Annotated in this window: 15 protein-coding genes and 1 riboswitch; of the genes, 11 read left to right on the top strand and 4 right to left on the bottom strand. The window is 34.1% G+C overall.

What is annotated here, in order from left to right:
• Positions 1-41 precede the first annotated feature (41 nt).
• The 5 genes from ACUXEY_RS10710 (at position 42) to ACUXEY_RS10730 (ending at position 7,048) form a co-directional block, all read left to right on the top strand.
• Positions 42-1,670: a peptide ABC transporter substrate-binding protein gene (locus ACUXEY_RS10710; protein WP_461300648.1), complete on the top strand. Its 1,629-nt coding sequence runs from the start codon at positions 42-44 to the stop codon at positions 1,668-1,670.
• Between the two features lie 313 nt (positions 1,671-1,983).
• Entirely contained in the window at positions 1,984-2,784 is an 801-nt protein-coding gene (locus ACUXEY_RS10715; protein WP_142286560.1) for an ABC transporter ATP-binding protein, read from the top strand.
• A 122-nt stretch (positions 2,785-2,906) separates the two neighbouring features.
• Entirely contained in the window at positions 2,907-3,287 is a 381-nt protein-coding gene (locus ACUXEY_RS10720; protein ID WP_048527289.1) for a BA_1872 family lipoprotein, read from the top strand.
• Positions 3,288-3,581: 294 nt separating this feature from the next.
• Positions 3,582-5,627: a class I SAM-dependent methyltransferase gene (locus ACUXEY_RS10725; RefSeq protein WP_461300649.1), complete on the top strand. Its 2,046-nt coding sequence runs from the start codon at positions 3,582-3,584 to the stop codon at positions 5,625-5,627.
• A 287-nt stretch (positions 5,628-5,914) separates the two neighbouring features.
• Positions 5,915-7,048, top strand: coding sequence for a TIGR04053 family radical SAM/SPASM domain-containing protein (locus tag ACUXEY_RS10730; protein WP_429603061.1), 1,134 nt, complete (start codon positions 5,915-5,917; stop codon positions 7,046-7,048).
• Positions 7,049-7,214: 166 nt separating this feature from the next.
• Here the strand turns inward: ACUXEY_RS10730 and ACUXEY_RS10735 are convergent, their stop codons facing one another.
• The gene (locus ACUXEY_RS10735) at positions 7,215-7,739 is read right to left on the bottom strand and encodes a GNAT family N-acetyltransferase (protein WP_461300650.1); all 525 of its coding nucleotides are present in this window, start codon (positions 7,737-7,739) and stop codon (positions 7,215-7,217) included.
• A gap of 141 nt (positions 7,740-7,880) precedes the next feature.
• Here ACUXEY_RS10735 and ACUXEY_RS10740 point away from each other — a divergent pair, with 141 nt between their 5' ends.
• The 3 genes from ACUXEY_RS10740 to ACUXEY_RS10750 all read left to right on the top strand — a co-directional run bounded on the left by ACUXEY_RS10740 (position 7,881) and on the right by ACUXEY_RS10750 (position 10,642).
• The gene (locus ACUXEY_RS10740; RefSeq protein WP_429602919.1) at positions 7,881-8,579 is read left to right on the top strand and encodes a response regulator transcription factor; all 699 of its coding nucleotides are present in this window, start codon (positions 7,881-7,883) and stop codon (positions 8,577-8,579) included.
• Positions 8,569-9,636: a sensor histidine kinase gene (locus ACUXEY_RS10745; RefSeq protein ID WP_461300651.1), complete on the top strand. Its 1,068-nt coding sequence runs from the start codon at positions 8,569-8,571 to the stop codon at positions 9,634-9,636. The genes ACUXEY_RS10740 and ACUXEY_RS10745 overlap by 11 nt, the downstream gene beginning before the upstream one ends.
• Before the next feature lie 82 nt (positions 9,637-9,718).
• Positions 9,719-10,642: a M23 family metallopeptidase gene (locus ACUXEY_RS10750; RefSeq protein ID WP_461300652.1), complete on the top strand. Its 924-nt coding sequence runs from the start codon at positions 9,719-9,721 to the stop codon at positions 10,640-10,642.
• On the opposite strand, the gene ACUXEY_RS10755 is transcribed toward ACUXEY_RS10750, so the two are convergent.
• The gene (locus ACUXEY_RS10755) at positions 10,616-11,911 is read right to left on the bottom strand and encodes an Nramp family divalent metal transporter (protein ID WP_461300653.1); all 1,296 of its coding nucleotides are present in this window, start codon (positions 11,909-11,911) and stop codon (positions 10,616-10,618) included. The two genes, ACUXEY_RS10750 and ACUXEY_RS10755, sit on opposite strands and share 27 nt — an antisense overlap.
• Positions 11,912-12,390: 479 nt before the next feature.
• On the opposite strand from ACUXEY_RS10755, the gene trhO reads away from it, so the two are divergent.
• A complete protein-coding gene (trhO, locus tag ACUXEY_RS10760) occupies positions 12,391-13,350 on the top strand; it encodes an oxygen-dependent tRNA uridine(34) hydroxylase TrhO (protein WP_212956636.1) in 960 nt (319 codons plus the stop codon).
• Between the two features lie 189 nt (positions 13,351-13,539).
• Here the strand turns inward: trhO and ACUXEY_RS10765 are convergent, their stop codons facing one another.
• Complete coding sequence (locus ACUXEY_RS10765; protein WP_461300654.1) at positions 13,540-15,015, bottom strand: hypothetical protein; 1,476 nt, start codon at positions 15,013-15,015, stop codon at positions 13,540-13,542.
• Between the two features lie 175 nt (positions 15,016-15,190).
• Here ACUXEY_RS10765 and panE point away from each other — a divergent pair, with 175 nt between their 5' ends.
• Positions 15,191-16,135 carry a 2-dehydropantoate 2-reductase gene (gene panE / locus ACUXEY_RS10770; protein ID WP_461300655.1) on the top strand — a complete coding sequence of 315 codons (945 nt, stop codon included), beginning with the start codon at positions 15,191-15,193 and terminating at the stop codon, positions 16,133-16,135.
• A 54-nt stretch (positions 16,136-16,189) separates the two neighbouring features.
• Here the strand turns inward: panE and ACUXEY_RS10775 are convergent, their stop codons facing one another.
• Complete coding sequence (locus ACUXEY_RS10775) at positions 16,190-16,318, bottom strand: hypothetical protein (protein ID WP_000031869.1); 129 nt, start codon at positions 16,316-16,318, stop codon at positions 16,190-16,192.
• Between the two features lie 140 nt (positions 16,319-16,458).
• Positions 16,459-16,605, top strand: a riboswitch (cyclic di-AMP (ydaO/yuaA leader).
• Between the two features lie 144 nt (positions 16,606-16,749).
• On the opposite strand from ACUXEY_RS10775, the gene ACUXEY_RS10780 reads away from it, so the two are divergent.
• Complete coding sequence (locus ACUXEY_RS10780; RefSeq protein ID WP_461300656.1) at positions 16,750-18,576, top strand: APC family permease; 1,827 nt, start codon at positions 16,750-16,752, stop codon at positions 18,574-18,576.
• The last annotated feature ends 286 nt before the right edge of the window (positions 18,577-18,862 follow it).

Genomic DNA, 18,862 nt, shown 5'->3' on the forward strand with positions numbered 1-18,862 from the left:
TATAACGCTTTATAATATTTTATACTTAAGGAGAACAACTCATGAAGCGAAAAAAGAGCCATTTAATGGTAATGGCACTTGTTACATCTTTATTATTAACAGCATGTAATAATAAAGCGAATAAAAGTGATACAGAGGCAAAAAAACAAGTATTAAATGTAACAGTATCAGAAGAAATTCCTTCTCTTGATACTGCGAAAACGATGGATGGTACATCAGCACACGTTATGCAAAACATATTTGAAGGTTTATATGTATTAGATGATCAAGATCAGCCTATTCCAGCAGTAGCAAAATCGTTTAAAAGAAGTGAAGATGGTAAAAAATATACATTTGATTTGCGTAAAGATGCAAAATGGTCAAATGGAGACAGTGTGACAGCTAATGATTTTATGTTTGCATGGAAACGTGCAATTAACCGTGAAACAGCGTCTCAATATGCGTACATGCTCTTTTACGTGAAAAATGCGAAAGAGATAAATAAGGGAACAATGCCTCTTGATGAACTTGGGGTTAAAGTTATAAATGATTATAAGTTAGAAGTGGAACTCGAACAGCCAATCCCGTATTTTTTACAGCTGTTAGCACTGCCGATTTACTTGCCGCAGCATGAATCATTTTTGAAAGAACAAGGAAAGAATTATGCATTGGAACATAGTAATCTCATATATAACGGGCCATTTGTATTAGAGAAGTGGAAGCATGAACAAGAGTTTCAATTAAAGAAGAATGCTACATATTGGGATGAAAAGAAAGTGAAATTAGATGAAATAAACTTTCAAATTGTAAAGGATACAATGACGGTTGTTAATTTATACGAAGCTGGTGATTTGGACCGGGTACCTATTAATTCTCAATTTGTAGACAAGTATAAAGGAAGTAAGGAATTACATATGTCGAGCGAACCTGCAATTGCTATGCTACGTTTTAATGAAAAAAATAGTGCGTTAGCAAATAAGAAAGTGCGTCAGGCTATTTCATTCGCGTTAAATAAAGAAGATTTCGTTGCTCATTTTATTAATAACGGAGCAAAACCTGCAAGTGGACTTGTACCAGTTGGTCATGTAAATGAAGAGACTGGTAAAGATTTTAGAAAAGAAAACGGAGATCTTTCTTCATATGATTTGCAAAATGCGAAAAAGGTTTGGGAAGAAGCGAAAAAAGAACTGGGAGTAGACGAAGTAAACCTCGAATTTTTAACGTATGAACAAGATAATGCAAAACGTATGGCAGAATATATAAAAGGTGACTTAGAAAAGCATTTGCAAGGACTCACGGTACAAATTAAACAACAGCCATTTAAGCAAAAATTACAGTTAGAACAAACGGGAGATTACGATATATCTATGGCAAATTGGGGACCTGACTATAAAGACCCAATTAGTTATTTAGAACTCTTTACGATGAGTAATCCGAATAACAAAATGAATTATTCTAACCGACACTACGATGAATTAATAAAGAAAGCGAAAAGCGATTTAGTACTAGATCAGAAGAAAAGGTGGGAAACATTGCAAGAGGCCGAGCGTATTTTACTAGAGGATGCTGCGGTCGCACCGCTTTATCAAATGGGATCAGCTTACGTACAAAAGGATTATGTAAAAGGAATTGAGAAGCATCAATTTGGTGGTGTTTATACTTATAAGAATGCTTATATCACTAAAGAATAAATACAAAAAACCTTACTTATTAAAAGTAAGGTTTTTTTAACAGAGGGCAGGGAAATCCTTTGGTGGTGTTCCCGACTTGTTTAAAAATTGAATGTAATTTCTATTCTTTGTAGGGATGTAATATTGGAAAAAGAAGAATAGAAATATAGCATACATGGAATAAGGGAATGCAGTGGAGATTAGCATACAAGCATTCTCTTGCTATAACTATATTTGTTTTAATTATATACAAAAAATATTAGATTATATATTTTGTCCTTGGTATACTTAAAAGGTAATTTTGGTATTAAGATGGATTGATAGAGGTGTTTGGGTGGAATTATTTGAGTATTATAAAAAAAGGGGACGGTTTAAGTGTTTAATTGGGACAGGGATTTTTCTCTTTGGATTATATTGTCTGTATAATAGTTGGGGTGATGTTAATTGGGGAGAAATAATATTTATGGTTGTAGCTTCGTTTGTTTTTTGGGGAATTGGATTTTGGCAATTAAGAAAAGGGAACTTATTAAAAGAGAATATAGCTAAAAATGATTTGAAGTTTTGGGATATTGATACTTATGTTTTACTAGAATTACCTCAAAATAATAAACATTACGGTTTATATACTCCCGATGGGACCTATATAGTAGGAACAACTATGGTTTCAACTGATATAATTTCTTCAAAATTACCTTTTTTTAAAAACAAGCAAGTTATTGGATTGGAAGCAAAGGATGGGGAAATTCTTGCATATTTTCATAGTGAAGTTGAAAACTATGATTGGGCTATTTATGACTCAAATTATAATTGTGTAGGTATGTTTAAAGAAAATATGATACAAGGATTTGGAATGGTACGTGGTTCTTTAATGAATGAAAAAGAGATAAAACTTTCTGAAGTAGAAGTTGAATTTGATTTTTTCGAAACTTCTTTACGTACAATGGATAACCGGATATTAATAAACTGTAAAAGAGGATATATGCCTTTGGAATGGAGCGAAAGATTCGGATTAAATGTACCTATTATTAAATTAGGTAATAATATTTCTAATGCTGAAAAGATATTTGGTTTAGGGGTTCTTTTCTACATTTTAGAAACAATTAAAGTAAGAAAGAGTAGGATTTTTAATGATTAGAGTTTCAAAAATTATTTAAAAAAGAAATTGAAGAAAAGTGGTGATTCTTTTAAGCTATTGGTGTTTTTTAAATAGTTAAAGAATGAATCTTAATTCATATACATAAAAAAAGGGGAATTTTTATGAAATTACTACGTTTATTTATGATTCTTACTCTTGTTGTATTGTTAAGTGCATGCAATACAGCAACACAAGTCACAAAGGTTCAAAAAAATGGCGAAACGACTTTAAAAATTGGTTCGTTGCAAGGGTATTACGATGTGCAAACGGTTAAAGCTGAAAAAGGAAATGTGGAAATTCCTTATGAAGCAGCCGTTGAGGAAGGTACGATTTTATTACAAGTTACAAAAGATGATAAGGTTATTTATGAAGAAGAAGTTACTTCTCAAAAAGAAGGTCTGCTTTCTTTTGAAGCGCCAAAATCCGGATCATATGATTTAATTGTACGCGTGAAGGGTGAAAAAGAGAAAGCAAAAGAAATTCAAATACATACTAAGCTATGAAAAAACGGCAAGTGGAGTGCACCCGCTTGCCGTTTTCTCTATCACAACATATGTTTATCAATGTAAGAAGTGATCCGCTGAGTCCTACTGTTTATTCCGCCGAAATTCCTGATGAAGTTAAAATAAGAGATGAACAAAAGAATATGTTACAAACTTGATAACTCTTTTTTACAAGATAAAGAGACTGGGTTTGATGCGTTTGTATTTGAAAGAGTTCTAGATGGTAAAGGGGGACATAGGGTGATGATCTTTTTAGAGAAGGTGCCCAGACTTTACTACAGATATTGATTATATATGGGGGTAAATAAGTTGAAAAACATTGAGATTTTAAATACATACATTGAAGGGTTTTCCGATACTCTCCCTACGTGGTTAAAGTATTTAATTGAGGCAGAGGAGATACATCAAAACTATGAGAATGTACAAGTACTTGGAACATTAAAAACAGATGCGGTGTTGTACTATGTACACCGTACGCTACAAGTGTTAGATGGACTGCCTTTAGATGAAGAAGCGTATCGTATTATTGAAAAGGTACTAACGTATAGTGAACTTGCAAAGGTAGGATCTTTAAAACAGCGGGAGCAATGGAAGAAAAAAGGGATTAATCTATTCGTACATAACGAGGGTTCTGCTAATATCTTTAGTGATATTCAGTTTATTGAACGTGTAGAGACAAACTTAAACTCTACTGAGTATTTGTTTATTCGAGATTTAATTAGAACACATGGATTAATCGGGCAGTATATACGCGGGGAGGCTCGTTTGGACTCTCATGTTGATTTAATTAACACATATAAAGAAGAATACGGAGACGTTAGGTTAAAGGAGATTCTATACTATCTTAACCAATGTATTATTGAAGGTGTATCAAAAGCTTTGTGGAGTGAAGTGAAGAACGATGTGAAGATTACAATTGATGGCCTGTTTGATGGTTATATGGAGCCATTTACTTCTCGTATACATAGACTCACGCCAAAACATAAGGAGTCGGTATTTGAAAAAGATATAATTATGGGAAGCGAGAAGAGTGACGTTCAAACATTCTTATCCGATAAGGATTTGTGGTATGTAGAACCGTCTATGCATGCTCTTAGCTTCGAGGATATTTGGACAGTGTTTGTTATGTTAAAGAATGAGATAGGCACTAGAAAGGTTCAGCATATACATTTCGAGAAATTGATGCAGCAGTTGCACTATGATTTCAAAGGCGAGAAAAAGGACAACGTATATCGTAAGCGGGTTATTGAGAAGTATCTACGGGAGTACCGTGAGAATGAGAAGCCGAATACAACGCATGTTTCTTTTAAGGTTAAAGTCGATGAAGATATGAAAACTGCGTATGTGTCGTTTCAGTTTTCTGCTGTAGGTGAGGCGTTAATTACCTTCTGTGTAGAGGCAGAAAAGATAGATATGATGCATGCTCGGGCAAATGTATTGCTCTTTGATTTCTTCGGGTTACGTAAGGATGCATATGATAGATTCCATAACGAAGAAGTGTATCTAGAGCATATGAATAGCTCAGCTGATGATAAACGAATTATTCTTGATTATATAAAGGGAGATACGATTGTAGATGTCGGAGCCGGTGGCGGTGTCATGTTAGACATGATCGAAGAAGAGACCGAGGACAAACGAATCTACGGTATCGATATTTCTGAAAACGTAATTGATACGTTGAAAAAGAAGAAGCAGAACGAGGGGCGTTCTTGGGACGTCATTAAAGGGGATGCAATCAACTTAAGCAGCTCGTTTGAAAAAGAATCGGTTGATACGATTGTATATTCTTCTATCCTTCATGAGCTGTTCTCTTATATCGAGTATGAAGGTAAGAAATTCAATCATGAAGTAATTAAAAAGGGGCTGCAGAGTGCCTATGAGGTGTTAAAACCAGGAGGTCGTATTATCATTCGTGATGGCATCATGACCGAAGATAAAACGTTAATGCGTGTGATTCATTTTAAAGATGCAGGTGCAATGAAGTTCTTAGAGCAGTATGTCCGTGAATTTAAGGGGCGCATAATCCAGTATGAGGTACTTGCAGACAATACAGTCAAAATGTCTGTTAACGATGCAATGGAGTTCTTATATACGTATACATGGGGCGAGGATTCCTTCGTTCACGAGGTGCAAGAGCAGTTTGGAATATTTACGCCAAACGAATATAAGGATTTCGTAAAGGGTATCTTTGGAGATAACATAAACATCGTTCAAGCTATGAACTATTTACAGGATGGATATACACAACATCTTAGCGAGAAAATCGAGTTTAAAGATGAGTCTGGGAATGCTGTTGCGCTACCGGATAGTACATTCTTTATGGTTTTAGAAAAGAAGTAATGATGTTGAAAAACTTTAAAAATACAATTTTAAAAAATGTAATTTAAATTTGATGAGTTGAAGAAAGCCGCGATGTTAATAAAAAGTTGTGTAGTTTTGCCCCTTTAGATAATTTAGTCTAAAGGGGTATTTATATTAAAAAAGAGATTCTGTAATTGTTGAAGAGGAAGGTAGAAACATTAGATCAACAGCAGGTTAGGAAGAGAGTTATTTGTGATGCATCTCACACCATAAATACATATATAACTTTACAATTAGAATATCAATTGATGGGAGGGTTAATATTGATGAATCTTGATTTTAATAAAAATCCATTTATCGTAATATGGGAGTTGACAAGGGCATGTCAATTAAAATGTCTGCATTGTCGTGCAGAAGCACAGTATCATCGTCATCCTCTAGAGCTAACATTCGAAGAAGGAAAAAAACTAATTGATGATATATATGAAATGGAAAACCCAATGCTTGTATTTACTGGTGGAGATCCATTAATGCGTTCAGATGTATATGATATTGCGGAATATGCAGTGAAAAAAGGTGTTCGAGTATCTATGACGCCAAGTGCCACCCCGAACGTTACGAAAGAAACGATTCAAAAAGCAAAAGAAGTAGGACTTGCTAGATGGGCATTTAGTTTAGATGGACCAACAGCTGCAATACACGATCATTTTAGAGGGACAGAAGGGTCATTTCAATTAACGATGAATGCGATTCGTTATTTGCATGAATTAAAAATTCCTATTCAAATTAATACTGTTGTTTCTAATTATAATGTGGATGTACTTGAAGAGATGGCAATGTTAATAGAAGAATTAGAATGTGTACTTTGGAGTATATTTTTCTTAGTTCCAATAGGGCGAGGTAAGGAAAAAGATATGATCTCACCAGCACAACATGAAACGGTATTCCATTGGCTATATCAACTTAGTAAAAAGGTTTCTTTTGACATTAAAACAACAGCTGGTCAGCACTATAGACGTGTTGTGATTCAAGAAAAAATGAAAGAACATAAAAAGGAAAATCAGGTCATTCAATATCAGGATGTATTGATGAATGGAACAACGGGGCGAATTGATGGGCTTGGGCGTGCTCCAAAAGGGGTGAATGATGGGAACGGTTTTGTATTTATTTCTCATATTGGAGATGTATATCCAAGTGGGTTATTGCCGATTAAAACTGGGAATATTAGAACAACATCGCTAGCTGAAATCTATCGAAACTCCCCTGTTTTTCAAAACCTTCGTAATCCTGACAATTATAAAGGAAAGTGTGGTGTTTGTGAGTTTCGATATATTTGTGGGGGATCTCGTTCTAGAGCATATGCAATAACGGGAGATTACATGGAAAGTGAACCTTTCTGTGTATACATTCCAAAAGCATTAAGAAAACAGAAAAAGAACGTAAAAAAGGGAAATGAGTAAGAATATGCTCATGCCCCTTTTTTAGATTATATAATTTATTGTACTTCGCATCAGTCGCATGATGATCTAAGAAATGAAAAACGCTCGGTTTCCCATCTTTCGTTAAAAATCCACTATCTTGATTTATTATGCTGAAACGAGTTTTTACGCATAATTTCTATTAAACTCATTTTAATAAAGAATAATAGTTCGTGTCATAGGGGATATCATCTTGATACATATAATTTTTAAGAACTCCTTCTTTTTCAAACCCTAAATTTAATAGCACTTTATTTGAAGCTTCGTTTTCAAGAAATACAATCGCCCCGATTCGTTTTAAGTGAATTGTTTGGAAACCGTATGATATAACTTCAGAAACCGCTTCAGTCGCATATCCTTTTCCCCAGTGTTCAGGGAGGAAGGCATAACTTAAATTTGCTCGTTTATGCTCAGAAGACCAATCATGAAACCCGATTGTTCCAATGAGTTCTTTCTTGCCTTTTAATTCAATTCCCCACTTTATACCGCTTCTTGCATTGTAACTCAGCTTAAAGTTATGAATAATTTGTCTTACTTGATCAAGATCCTGTAATGGTTTTTGGCCATAATAACGCAGTACGTCAGTATTAGAAAAGCATTGTAGTATACCCGGTGCATCTTCTTCTGTAAGTTCTCGTAAAATTAGTCGGTCGGTTTTCAATATAGGAAACATGCTTTCACTCCATTTCTTCTGAAACTAGAATGTGTTGTTATTATATAATTTAGTCTGAAAATAAAGATTATTCAAGAGGAAGTATGGTTTTAATGTATGATAAAATTGATTGTGGAATATATTTCAAAAAGAGGTTTGTATATGGAGAAAAATTCAATTTTAATTGTAGATGATGATCAAGATATTGTTCGATTTGTGAACGTAAATTTAATGCAAGAAGGTTTTAAAGTTTTTAGTGCTCATAATGGAGAAGAGGCTTTAGAAATAATAAATAATAACAGAATTCAACTTGCTATTTTGGATATTATGATGCCACAAATGGATGGAATAGAATTGTGTAGAAGGATTAGAGAGAAACATAGTTTACCAATTATGTTTTTAAGCGCGAAATCATCGGATGTAGATAAGGTAATAGGATTTAGTACTGGAGCAGATGATTATATTGTGAAGCCGTTCAGCACAATTGAATTTATAGCGAGAGTGAAAGCTCAATTAAGAAGGTATACATATTTCAATCAAAATGCTGTCCAAGAAATAGAAAAGAAAATAAACATTAGAGGTTTAGAAATAGATGAAGTGTCTAGAACTGTAATGTTATATGGAGAAACAATCAATCTTACGAGGACTGAATATGATATTTTGTACTTAATGGCCGCTGCAAGGAATCGTGTATTTACTATTGAAGAAATATATGAGAGCGTTTGGAAAGAAAGGGCCTATGAAAGTAATAATACAGTAATGGTTCATATTGCAAGATTAAGAAATAAAATTGAAGAGAATCCAAAAGAGCCGAAGTTTATTCAAAATGTTTGGGGAGTCGGATATAAAATTGAAGATTAAATCATTACAAGGCATTAGAGCTAAGTTTTTTATCGCATTCATATGTAGCATTTTGTTAGCAACTGTAAGTATAATAGCGTTTCAAATATTAATTGGAAATATATATGGTCAAGTTACCGAATTAGAGAAAAAATATTCATTTTTATATGTAATAGCTTTTTTAACTTTTACTACAATATACTTTGCATTCATGACAAAAACAATGATGAAAAGATTATCTGAAATTAACAAGAGTGTGAAGCAAATAAGTAGTGGTAATTTGGAAATACATATACCTATTTCAAAAAATGACGAGATTGGTGAATTAGCAGCGAATGTTAATAGAATGGCTAAAAGTTTAAAAGAGTCTATCGAAAATGAAAAAAAATCACAGGAAACGAAAAATGAAATGATTAGCAATATTTCTCATGACTTACGAACACCTGTAACATCTCTAATCGGTTACGCGGACCTGTTAGGAAATCAGCTTCATTCAAATAGAGAAGAATGTGAACAGTATGTAAGTATATTAAAGCGAAAAAGTTATGAATTAAAAAATCAAGTAGATGATTTATTAGAATATTGTCAAATAAATTATAGAGAGATTGAATTACATAAAAGTGTAGTAAATATGAAAGCGTTCATTGAACAAATCATGATTGATTTTGTACCACAACTAGATGATGCCGATATGAGCTTTTGTATTAATGGTGATAAGGAGTTACATGTGGAAATGGATGTAGCGCTTATGGTGAGGCTGTTCGGAAATGTAATTAGTAATAGTATTATGTACGGGAAAGACGGAAAACAGATTTTGGTTCAAATTTCTAAAAGAGACATGAATGTTGAAATAGAAATTAAAAATTTTGGGCAATGCATTCCGAATGAGAACCTTCCTTACGTTTTTGAGAAGTTTTATCGTGGTGAAAAATCACGTAGCTCTCATACGGGTGGAAAAGGAATGGGACTTGCAATAGCGAGAAGTATAGCAGAGCTTCATAAAGGGGATATCACTGTGCGCAGTAACGAGAAAGAAACTGTTTTCACTATCGCTTTACCGCGTTATAAAGAATTGTAAGAAAGTCGTAAGTATTTCTTTTATATGTCGTAATTTTTACTTCGTATTATGTAGAACAAAGATATGAGAGTGAGGATACAACATGTGGAAGAAATATGTATTAATAATTTTAGTTGCATTTTTAATTATAAGTTGGAGTGTAGTTTATTTAGCCCATGGTGTTATATCAGTCATTTTTTGGTGGAGTATACAAGCCTTTAGCATAGTATCACTCTTTATTTTGATAGGATCAGTTTTACTATTTGTGTGGAAAGGGATTTTCAGAAAGCGAATAGATAGAGCGCTACTCTTCATCGTTCTTTTCTCTATAATTGGAGCTTGGCCTTTAGGGTGGTTTGCTAACATAGGGGGACTTGCTTATCCAGCAGATGTACATTCTATGAATCCTAAAGCAGTAGTTCGCTTTCCTTTGAATGAACGAGCATTAGTGGGATGGGGTGGTGATCGATTAGAAACGAACTATCATGTTATAAAACCAAATGAACGCTGGGCATATGATATTCTTATTCCGCCTGCTGAAGTGAAAAGTAGTAAGTTAGAGGATTATGGAATATATGGAGCGGAAGTAATGGCACCAGCTTCTGGAACAGTTGTATCTATCAATAATGATGAAAAAGATGTAGTTCCAGGAGAGGATGATTTTCAGTCAATGGCGGGGAATCATATTTATTTACGACTAGATGAATCAGGGACATTTATGGTTCTGGCCCATTTAAAGAAAGGATCAATTAAAGTGAGGGAAGGTCAACATGTAAATGAAGGAGAGGTTCTTGCCCAAGTCGGTAACTCCGGAAGTTCAAGTGAGCCGCATTTACATATTCATCATCAAAGACAGGATCCATCCAAGGTGAGCATATTTCTTTCGGAAGGATTACCACTGTACTTTCGAACTGAAAAAGATGTGATAATGCCGGAAAGAGGTACATACATAAGTGGTAATGAAAAAGGTATTCCAGTTTTATTGGAATACCTTTTCTTATTACCCTACAAAAGTTTGATACAGTAAGAAAATATTTAAAATGATAACAAGTGCAGCAATGATCCAAGCGATAAAGGTCGTTATGCGGTGATTAACGAGCGCACCCATAATTTTTTTACTACTTGTAAACATAATAAGGGGTACTAACGCAAAGGCAATACCGAATGATAAGACGACTTGGCTCATGACTAGTGCGTAAGTTGGATTTACACCTAAAGCGATAATTATTAATGGTGGAATCATTGTAATAAAGCGGCGTAAGTATAACGGAATATGCATTCGAATGAAACCTTGCATAATAATATCACCTGACATTGTACCGACAGAAGAGCTAGATAGTCCTGCTGATAAGAGCCCAATTCCAAATAAAGCAGCTGATACAGGACCGACTAAAGTACTGAACTGGTTAAAAGCAACATCAAGATCTTCGACATGCAAGCCGTTTTTAAAGAATAGTGCAGCTGCTACTATTAACATACTTGCGTTGATTGCTCCAGCGATAACCATTGCAATAATAATATCAATAAACTCGAAGCGGAAAATCTTTTTCTTTTGTTCATCATTTGTTCCGACTACGCGGCGCTGCGTTAAGGCGGAATGTAAATAGATTGCGTGTGGCATAACTGTCGCACCTAAAATTCCTGCTGCAAGTAATATACTGTCTACACCTTGGAATTTTGGAATGAAGAGCCCTGAAAGTAGAGGACTTAATTCCGGTTTTGCATAAAAGACTTGTACACCAAAAGCGATAACAACGATGAAAATCATTCCTGTTATGATAGCTTCTAATGGACGAAATCCTCTGCGTTGAAACTCAAGAATAATAAATGATCCGACTGCTGTAATTAAAGCGGCAGGTAGCATCGGAATTCCAAATAATAAATACAATCCGAGTGCTGCCCCGATAAATTCAGCTAAATCAGTAGCCATAATAACGAGTTCACCTTGTATCCATAAGCCGATGGAAACAGGTTTTGGAAAGTTCTCTCGAGCTATTTCAGGAAGGTTTCTGCCTGTCGCGATTCCTAATTTAGCTGATAAAGTTTGGATTAATACAGCCATTAAATTAGAAGCGAGAATTACCCAAAGTAATAAATATCCATATTGTGATCCAGCGGCAATATTTGTCGCGAAATTGCCAGGATCAATATAAGCGACTGAAGCGATGAAAGCAGGACCTAAAAAGGGTAATAGTCTTTTTAAACCTTTCGTTTGTCCGCTTAATGCTAAATGCGCTGATTGAACAGTTGTACTTTGAGAAGGGACTTGTTCATCTTTTGATATATCTTTATTCATAGTCGTTTTCCCCTTTGAAATGTTAACTTGATGAAATTATTGTAAGTATTCTTATTTTTTATTTCAATACATTTAAATGTATTAGATGATATTTTTATTTGAACACAAATGTTTCCTTAGTGCAAATTATATGCCTTTATGCAATGAATGGTGTGACGATGTGAAGAACTTTTGGAAGTTTATGGTTTCTAGATAAGGGGGAAGATAATAAATTAAAGGACTATTTTTGAAATTTATGTGAACATAAAGCCGATAATATAGCATATTAATTGATGGAATTGCATTTGTATGATATATAATATATTGGGATTACAACATAACCATAGTGTTTTGGTGTGTAATCTTGTTTTTTATTTTTGTTAACTGATAGAAAATAGTATAAAGAAAAGAAAATGGGATTCATTTTCTTATTATATATGTTTTGATATGAACGTTAACTTATACATGATTTTAAAAATTAGATAGGTGGTAGAAATACATTGGCAACTACAAAACCATATAGAGTATTACTATATTACATGTACACAACAATTGAAAACCCAGAAGAATTTGCGGCAGAGCATTTAGCATTTTGTAATTCACTTGAATTAAAAGGTAGAATTCTTGTTGCAAAAGAAGGTATTAACGGAACTTGTTCTGGTACTGTAGAACAAACAGAGAAATACATGGAAGCGATGAATAACGATCCACGTTTTGACGGTATCGTATTTAAAATAGATGAAGAAGAGGGGCATGCATTCAAGAAAATGCACGTACGTCCTCGTCCAGAGTTAGTTACACTTCGTCTAGAAGATGACATTAATCCAAAAGAGATTACTGGTAAATATTTAGAGCCAAAAGATTTTTATGAGGCAATGAAACAAGAAGACACAGTTATTATTGATGCACGAAATGATTATGAATTTGATCTAGGTCACTTCAAAGGCGCGATCAAACCTGATATTGAATCATTCCGTGAATTGCCAGATTGGATTAGAGAAAACAAAGAAACGCTTGAAGGTAAAAAGATTTTAACATACTGTACTGGCGGAATTCGTTGTGAGAAGTTCTCTGGTTGGTTAGTTCGTGAAGGTTACGAAGATGTAAGCCAGCTTCACGGCGGTATTGTAACGTACGGTAAAGACCCAGAAGTACAAGGTGAGCTTTGGGATGGACAATGTTACGTATTCGATGAGCGTATCGCTGTACCAGTAAACCAAAAAGAACATGTTATCGTTGGTAAAGACCACTTCTCAGGTGAACCTTGTGAGCGCTATGTAAACTGTTCAAATCCAGAATGTAATAAGAAAATTTTATGTTCTGAAGAAAACGAAGCGAAATATTTACGTGCATGTTCTCATGAATGTCGTGTAAGCCCACGTAACCGCTACGTAATACAACATGAATTAACAGAAGAACAAGTAGCTGCCGCATTAGAGAAAATCGAAGCAGGGAAGTAAGCTAGATTATTGTAATAAAAAAGTACTCCAAATTTCAGTTTGGAGTACTTTTTTATGATGTGTTTTTTGTCAGTTTTTGTCGGTAAGTCGATATATCTTAAAAATCGCTGATATATTTCGAGTTGCGCCGATAAAAATTTCATTTACTGAAACGTATACTACATATTTATAATTTGAAAATAACCTTCTTTACTTCTCATCATCTTTCTCTTTCACAGCAGAAAGTACAGTTTGTTTTACCCATGCTTTTCTTCGTTTATGTTGTAGACTCCATTGGTATAAACTTTGCGCACCTAAAATAAGTGAAATGACGATGCCGCTAATTGCTATTAAAAGTGCGAAAAATTCAAGTGGCGATGATATTTTGTTTGAATCGGTGTTTCTTAACAGATCAATCATAGTAAACCCTAACATTTGGCCTACTACAGAGTAGAGCGTTAAAATTAATAATAAAAGGCTATCTTTTTTAGAGGCGACGTTTTCTTGATATTTAAACAAACTATCAAGATTTTGTTTTGCATTTGAGTATAGTATTTCGATGTTAAAAAGCTTTCTTAAGCGAAAGAAAATATCTTCACTTTGTGACTGGGATACTAGCTCTAAAGAAAAGTAATTCGCCGTAAACGAATTGATTGAATAAATTAATTTCTCTATTTCATTTGTATCTTGTTCAATGTTTAATTCAGCATAAGCATTTGCCATTTTTAATAAAACAATTTTATGAAATAGATTTAATAATAAAGCGTAATAAAACTCCCCATACATTTGACTCGCAAGTTTAGTAAATTCGCGTTCTCCTTCATTTGTTACACATGTGAATATATGTTCTTCCATTATGAAATAGCGATTCGGAGCCCATCTTTGGTAAGCGTGTTGTTTTAAATAATCATGAATATAAGGCAGATTATTTGCACTCACATATGCCTTACCATCACTTGTTAACCCGGAAAGACTGGAAGTACGATAAACATCCACTTCATTCAGTTCCATTGCTTCTTTTATAGATAATAAAGTTTGAACGTACATTCTTTGGTCTTCAAAGAATGGAAAGGTTTGAAAGTAAGAGCTTCTTAATCTCTTCTTCTCAAAGAAATCTGTTACGCCATGAAATAAATAACCAAAAATGAATCTTTCCACTTGGGAATACTTTTTTCCATTACATTCGATACAAATAGTCTCGTTTGTATCATTTTTAGTTTCAAGTACACGGAAGCGGGCGGCGAATTCGATTGCTTCTGATAATGTCATGTTTAGAGCGGTTTCTACTTCTGTCCGAATTGTTAAGAAGCCAAGCTCATAAGGACAAAGTGTTACGTCAATAGAATGAATCTTGAATGGAACGGAAATCAAATTTGTTGTTAAATGTCCAGTTAAGTTAAGGTCTTTAGAATAGCGTTGTAATCCTTTTTGATGTTCTGAGTGAGGAAATAGTATTTTATTTGTAAATGAAAGGTAGTATGCTTCCATATTTTGATGTGAAACTTGAAACTTTCCGTAGTATGTATTTTCATTTTCAAGATGATCGAGTCGAAAAGGGCGAAAATCATTTTTCTGTAAGAAAGGGAACATATTTTGTTCATATCCAGTTTTAAAAGAAAATGGGAATATAAATTGAAATATGGCTGTTGCTACATCTTTTTCCTCGATTGTTTGTATTGCCTCCATTTACATTGTTTCCTTTCCATATATGCTATAAAAACAACATGCCCAAATTCATTTGAAAATAACCATTGTTTTATACTTGATTAAGAATGAAAATTCAGCTTATTTAGTAGGGGACATGTATAATGTTATGTATACTAAATGTTATAAAATTGTATGTTGAAAAGGGGGATCTTGTATGCGTATTTTAGTATTAGGAGCTGGTGGTGTCGGAGGCTTTTTTGGTGGCCGATTAGTCGAAAAAGGAGAAGATGTTACGTTTCTTGTTCGTAGCAAAAGAAAACAGCAATTAGAGGAAAAGGGACTTGTTATTCGTAGTGTTAACGGGGATTTTTCCTTCCAACCGAAATTAATAACGAAAGAAGATAGAACTTCTCCGTTTGATGTTATTCTATTTTCAACAAAAGCGTATCACTTAAACGATGCAATTCAAGATTTGAAGCCGTTTGTAGGTGAAAATACTGTAATTATTCCATTACTAAATGGTGTTGCTCATGTATCACTATTACAAAAAGAATTTGGTGAAGAGAAAGTGATCGGCGGTTTATGCTTTATTGAGACGACGTTAAACGATCAAGGAGAGATTGTACAAACGAGTGCTGCTAACAGACTTGTATTTGGAGAAATGAAGTCTCAAGATTCAGAGAGAATACAGCATATTGCTAAAGCATTTGCAGGTACGAAATCTAGTTTTGTTTTAAGTGAAAATATTACGCAAGATATGTGGCATAAATATTTATTTATTACTGCAATGTCAGGTGTGACAACATTAATGCGTGCACCGATAGGACCGATTCGTGAAAGCGAAGGTGGCCGCAATTTTATCCAAAACTTATTTGAAGAGTGCGTGCAAATCATGAGATTTATAGGAGCACCAATTAAGGAAGATATTGCCCAGGAACATATGAAAACAATTGATAAAATTTCGTATAATATGAAGTCATCGATGCAGCGTGATATGGAAAAAGGTTCTGCAATTGAAGGTGAGCACTTACAAGGATACTTACTAGATGTAGCAGAACAATTTTCTATGGAAGCACCGTTATTGGGTGCGGTATATCAAAATTTAAAGGTGTATGAAGAAATGACCTTTAACAAATCAGCAATAGAATTGGATGTATGAAAAAATAAAAAAGAAAGCAATATATAAGTGTATTGCTTTCTTTTTTATGACAAATTATTTATTTCTTTTCGTTCTATCTGTCAAATTTATTTCCTGTTCACGTTTACCGTATAATTGATTAATTTCATTTGCTAATGCATCTAAATAGGAATCGGAAAAAATAGGCTTCTTTTCTTTAGACATGTAGGTCTCCTTTATCGATTTTTTAGTATTCATTATGTATATTTACCGGCGGATTATGCGCAATCATTTTAAATTTTTTCTTTTTCGAAATTTTTGTTTACATTTTGAAAATAAAGGAGTATTATAATCCACAGTTTCAATTTTCTAAATCGCTGAAACCGCATGGTGCGGGGGACCCGTTCTTATGGATTAGTTCTTAATCCAATGGGGTGAATCCTTGAAAAAGGTAGGGCTACTCATAGGCCCGAATCCGACAGCTAACCTCGTAAGCGTTATATTGAGAAGGAAGGTGGAGCTTGTGCGACAAAAAATATAATGTCTACAAGTCTATTTCGTTATGGCTTGTAGACATTTTTTGTTTTCTGAAGAAATCGTTTATCCGCTGTAACTAGCAGAAAAGTTCGTACAAAATTATTGGAGAGTGGACAGCAGTGGTTTCATCTATCAAAAAGTTTTTAATTGGAAGGCCGTTAAAATCAACTGAGCTTGGAGAGCAAAAGCTTAATAAAACGAAGGCGTTAGCTATTTTATCTTCTGACGCATTGTCATCGGTTGCATACGGACCAGAGCAAATATTAATTGCATTAGCAGGTCTTGGGGCAATAGCATATTGGTATTCCATTCCGATAGCTGTTGGGGTATTAGTGTTATTAACTGCTCTTATTTTATCTTATCGACAAATTATTTACGCTTATCCGCACGGCGGAGGAGCGTATGTTGTATCAAAAGAAAATTTAGGGATGAATCCAGGGTTAATAGCTGGAGGGTCTTTATTAGTCGATTATATTTTAACTGTTGCAGTAAGTGTATCAGCAGGTACAGATGCGCTTACATCAGCTTTTCCTAGTTTACATGCACATAATGTAATCATTGCGATTATATTTGTTATATTTATTACTATTTTAAATTTAAGAGGGGTAACGGAATCGGCTTCCGTTTTAGCATATCCTGTTTATTTATTTGTTCTAGCACTATTTATATTAATTGGTGTAGGTATTTATAATATTATAACTGGTCAAGTTTCACCGACATTACACACGTCAATTGGAACACCAGTTGCAGGAATTAGTTTGTTCTTACTGCTACGAGCATTTGCATCGGGTAGTTCAGCTTTAACAGGTGTTGAGGCGATCTCTAACGCAATTCCAAACTTTAAAGATCCTGCACCAAACAATGCAGCGAAAACATTGCTCGCAATGGGTGCATTACTTGCCGTTTTATTTTCAGGAATTGTCTTTTTAGCTTATTATTACGGAATTAATCCAAGTAAGGAAGTAACGGTTGTTTCACAAATTGCTGAACAAACTTTTGGACGTAATTTCATGTACTATTTCATACAAGGTACAACTGCTTTAATATTAATTCTTGCTGCTAATACAGGTTATTCTGCATTTCCACTATTAGCAGTTAACCTTGCAAAAGACAAATTTATACCGAGAATGTTTATGATTAGAGGAGACCGCCTAGGATACTCAAACGGAATTATTATACTTGGAATCGCATCGATTATTTTAATTGTAGCTTTCCAAGGACAAACGGAACATTTAATTCCGTTATACGCAGTAGGTGTATTTATTCCGTTTACCCTTTCTCAAACGGGTATGGTATTAAAATGGCTTCGTGAAAAACCTGAAGGATGGGCTTTGAGATTAACGGTCAATTTAATTGGAGCAGTCATTAGTTTTATCGTAATGAGTATGTTCTTTTTAACTAAATTCGCACAAGTTTGGTCGATCCTTATATTCTTACCTGCAATCATATTCCTGTTCCACCGAATTAAGAAGCATTATGATGCAGTAGGCGATCAATTAAGTTTAAAAACTTGTGAGAGAATTGTTCCGATTGAAGGAAATGTAATTGTCGTTCCTGTGGCTGGTATGACACATGTGGTAGAAAATTCGTTGAACTATGCGAAGTCTCTTTCTGCAGATCAAGTTATCGCTGTATATGTTGCTTTTGACAGAGAAGAAGAGAAGAAATTTGAAGAGAAATGGAAGAAGTGGCAACCTGAAGTAAGACTTGTTACATTGCATTCTCATTATAGAAGTATTCTTCAACCGCTGACAAAGTTTATTGATACAGTGCAATATAAAGCGAGTGAATCAAATTACCGAGTTACTGTAGTTATACCACAGTTCATTCCGAAAAAAGGTTGGCATAACATTCTTCATAATCAGTCTAGTTTACTCATTCGTGCGTATTTACTCTATAAAAGAAATGTAGTTATTACGACAGTTCCATATCATTTGAAAAAGTAAGAAGATTTTTTAAGGATAGCTTCATGAAAGTGAAGCTATCCTTTTTGTGTATACACTATGCATAATTGCATATGAGTCTAAAAAATATATTGATATAATTTTTGTATATGTAAATAAGTAGAGGTTTTTGTTGTGATATATGGATATTTCAATTGGAAAAGTGAAGAGGATTATATTTTGGAATAAGGACAATAAAGCTTGAAAATAAAGGGAATGAAAATACTTCTTTACGTTATATAAATAGCTGTGTTTAAATGACCTTACAGTACAAAACTTACATAAAAAC

It is taken from the genome of Bacillus sp. F9_6S_D1_P_5 (genome assembly GCF_054823925.1).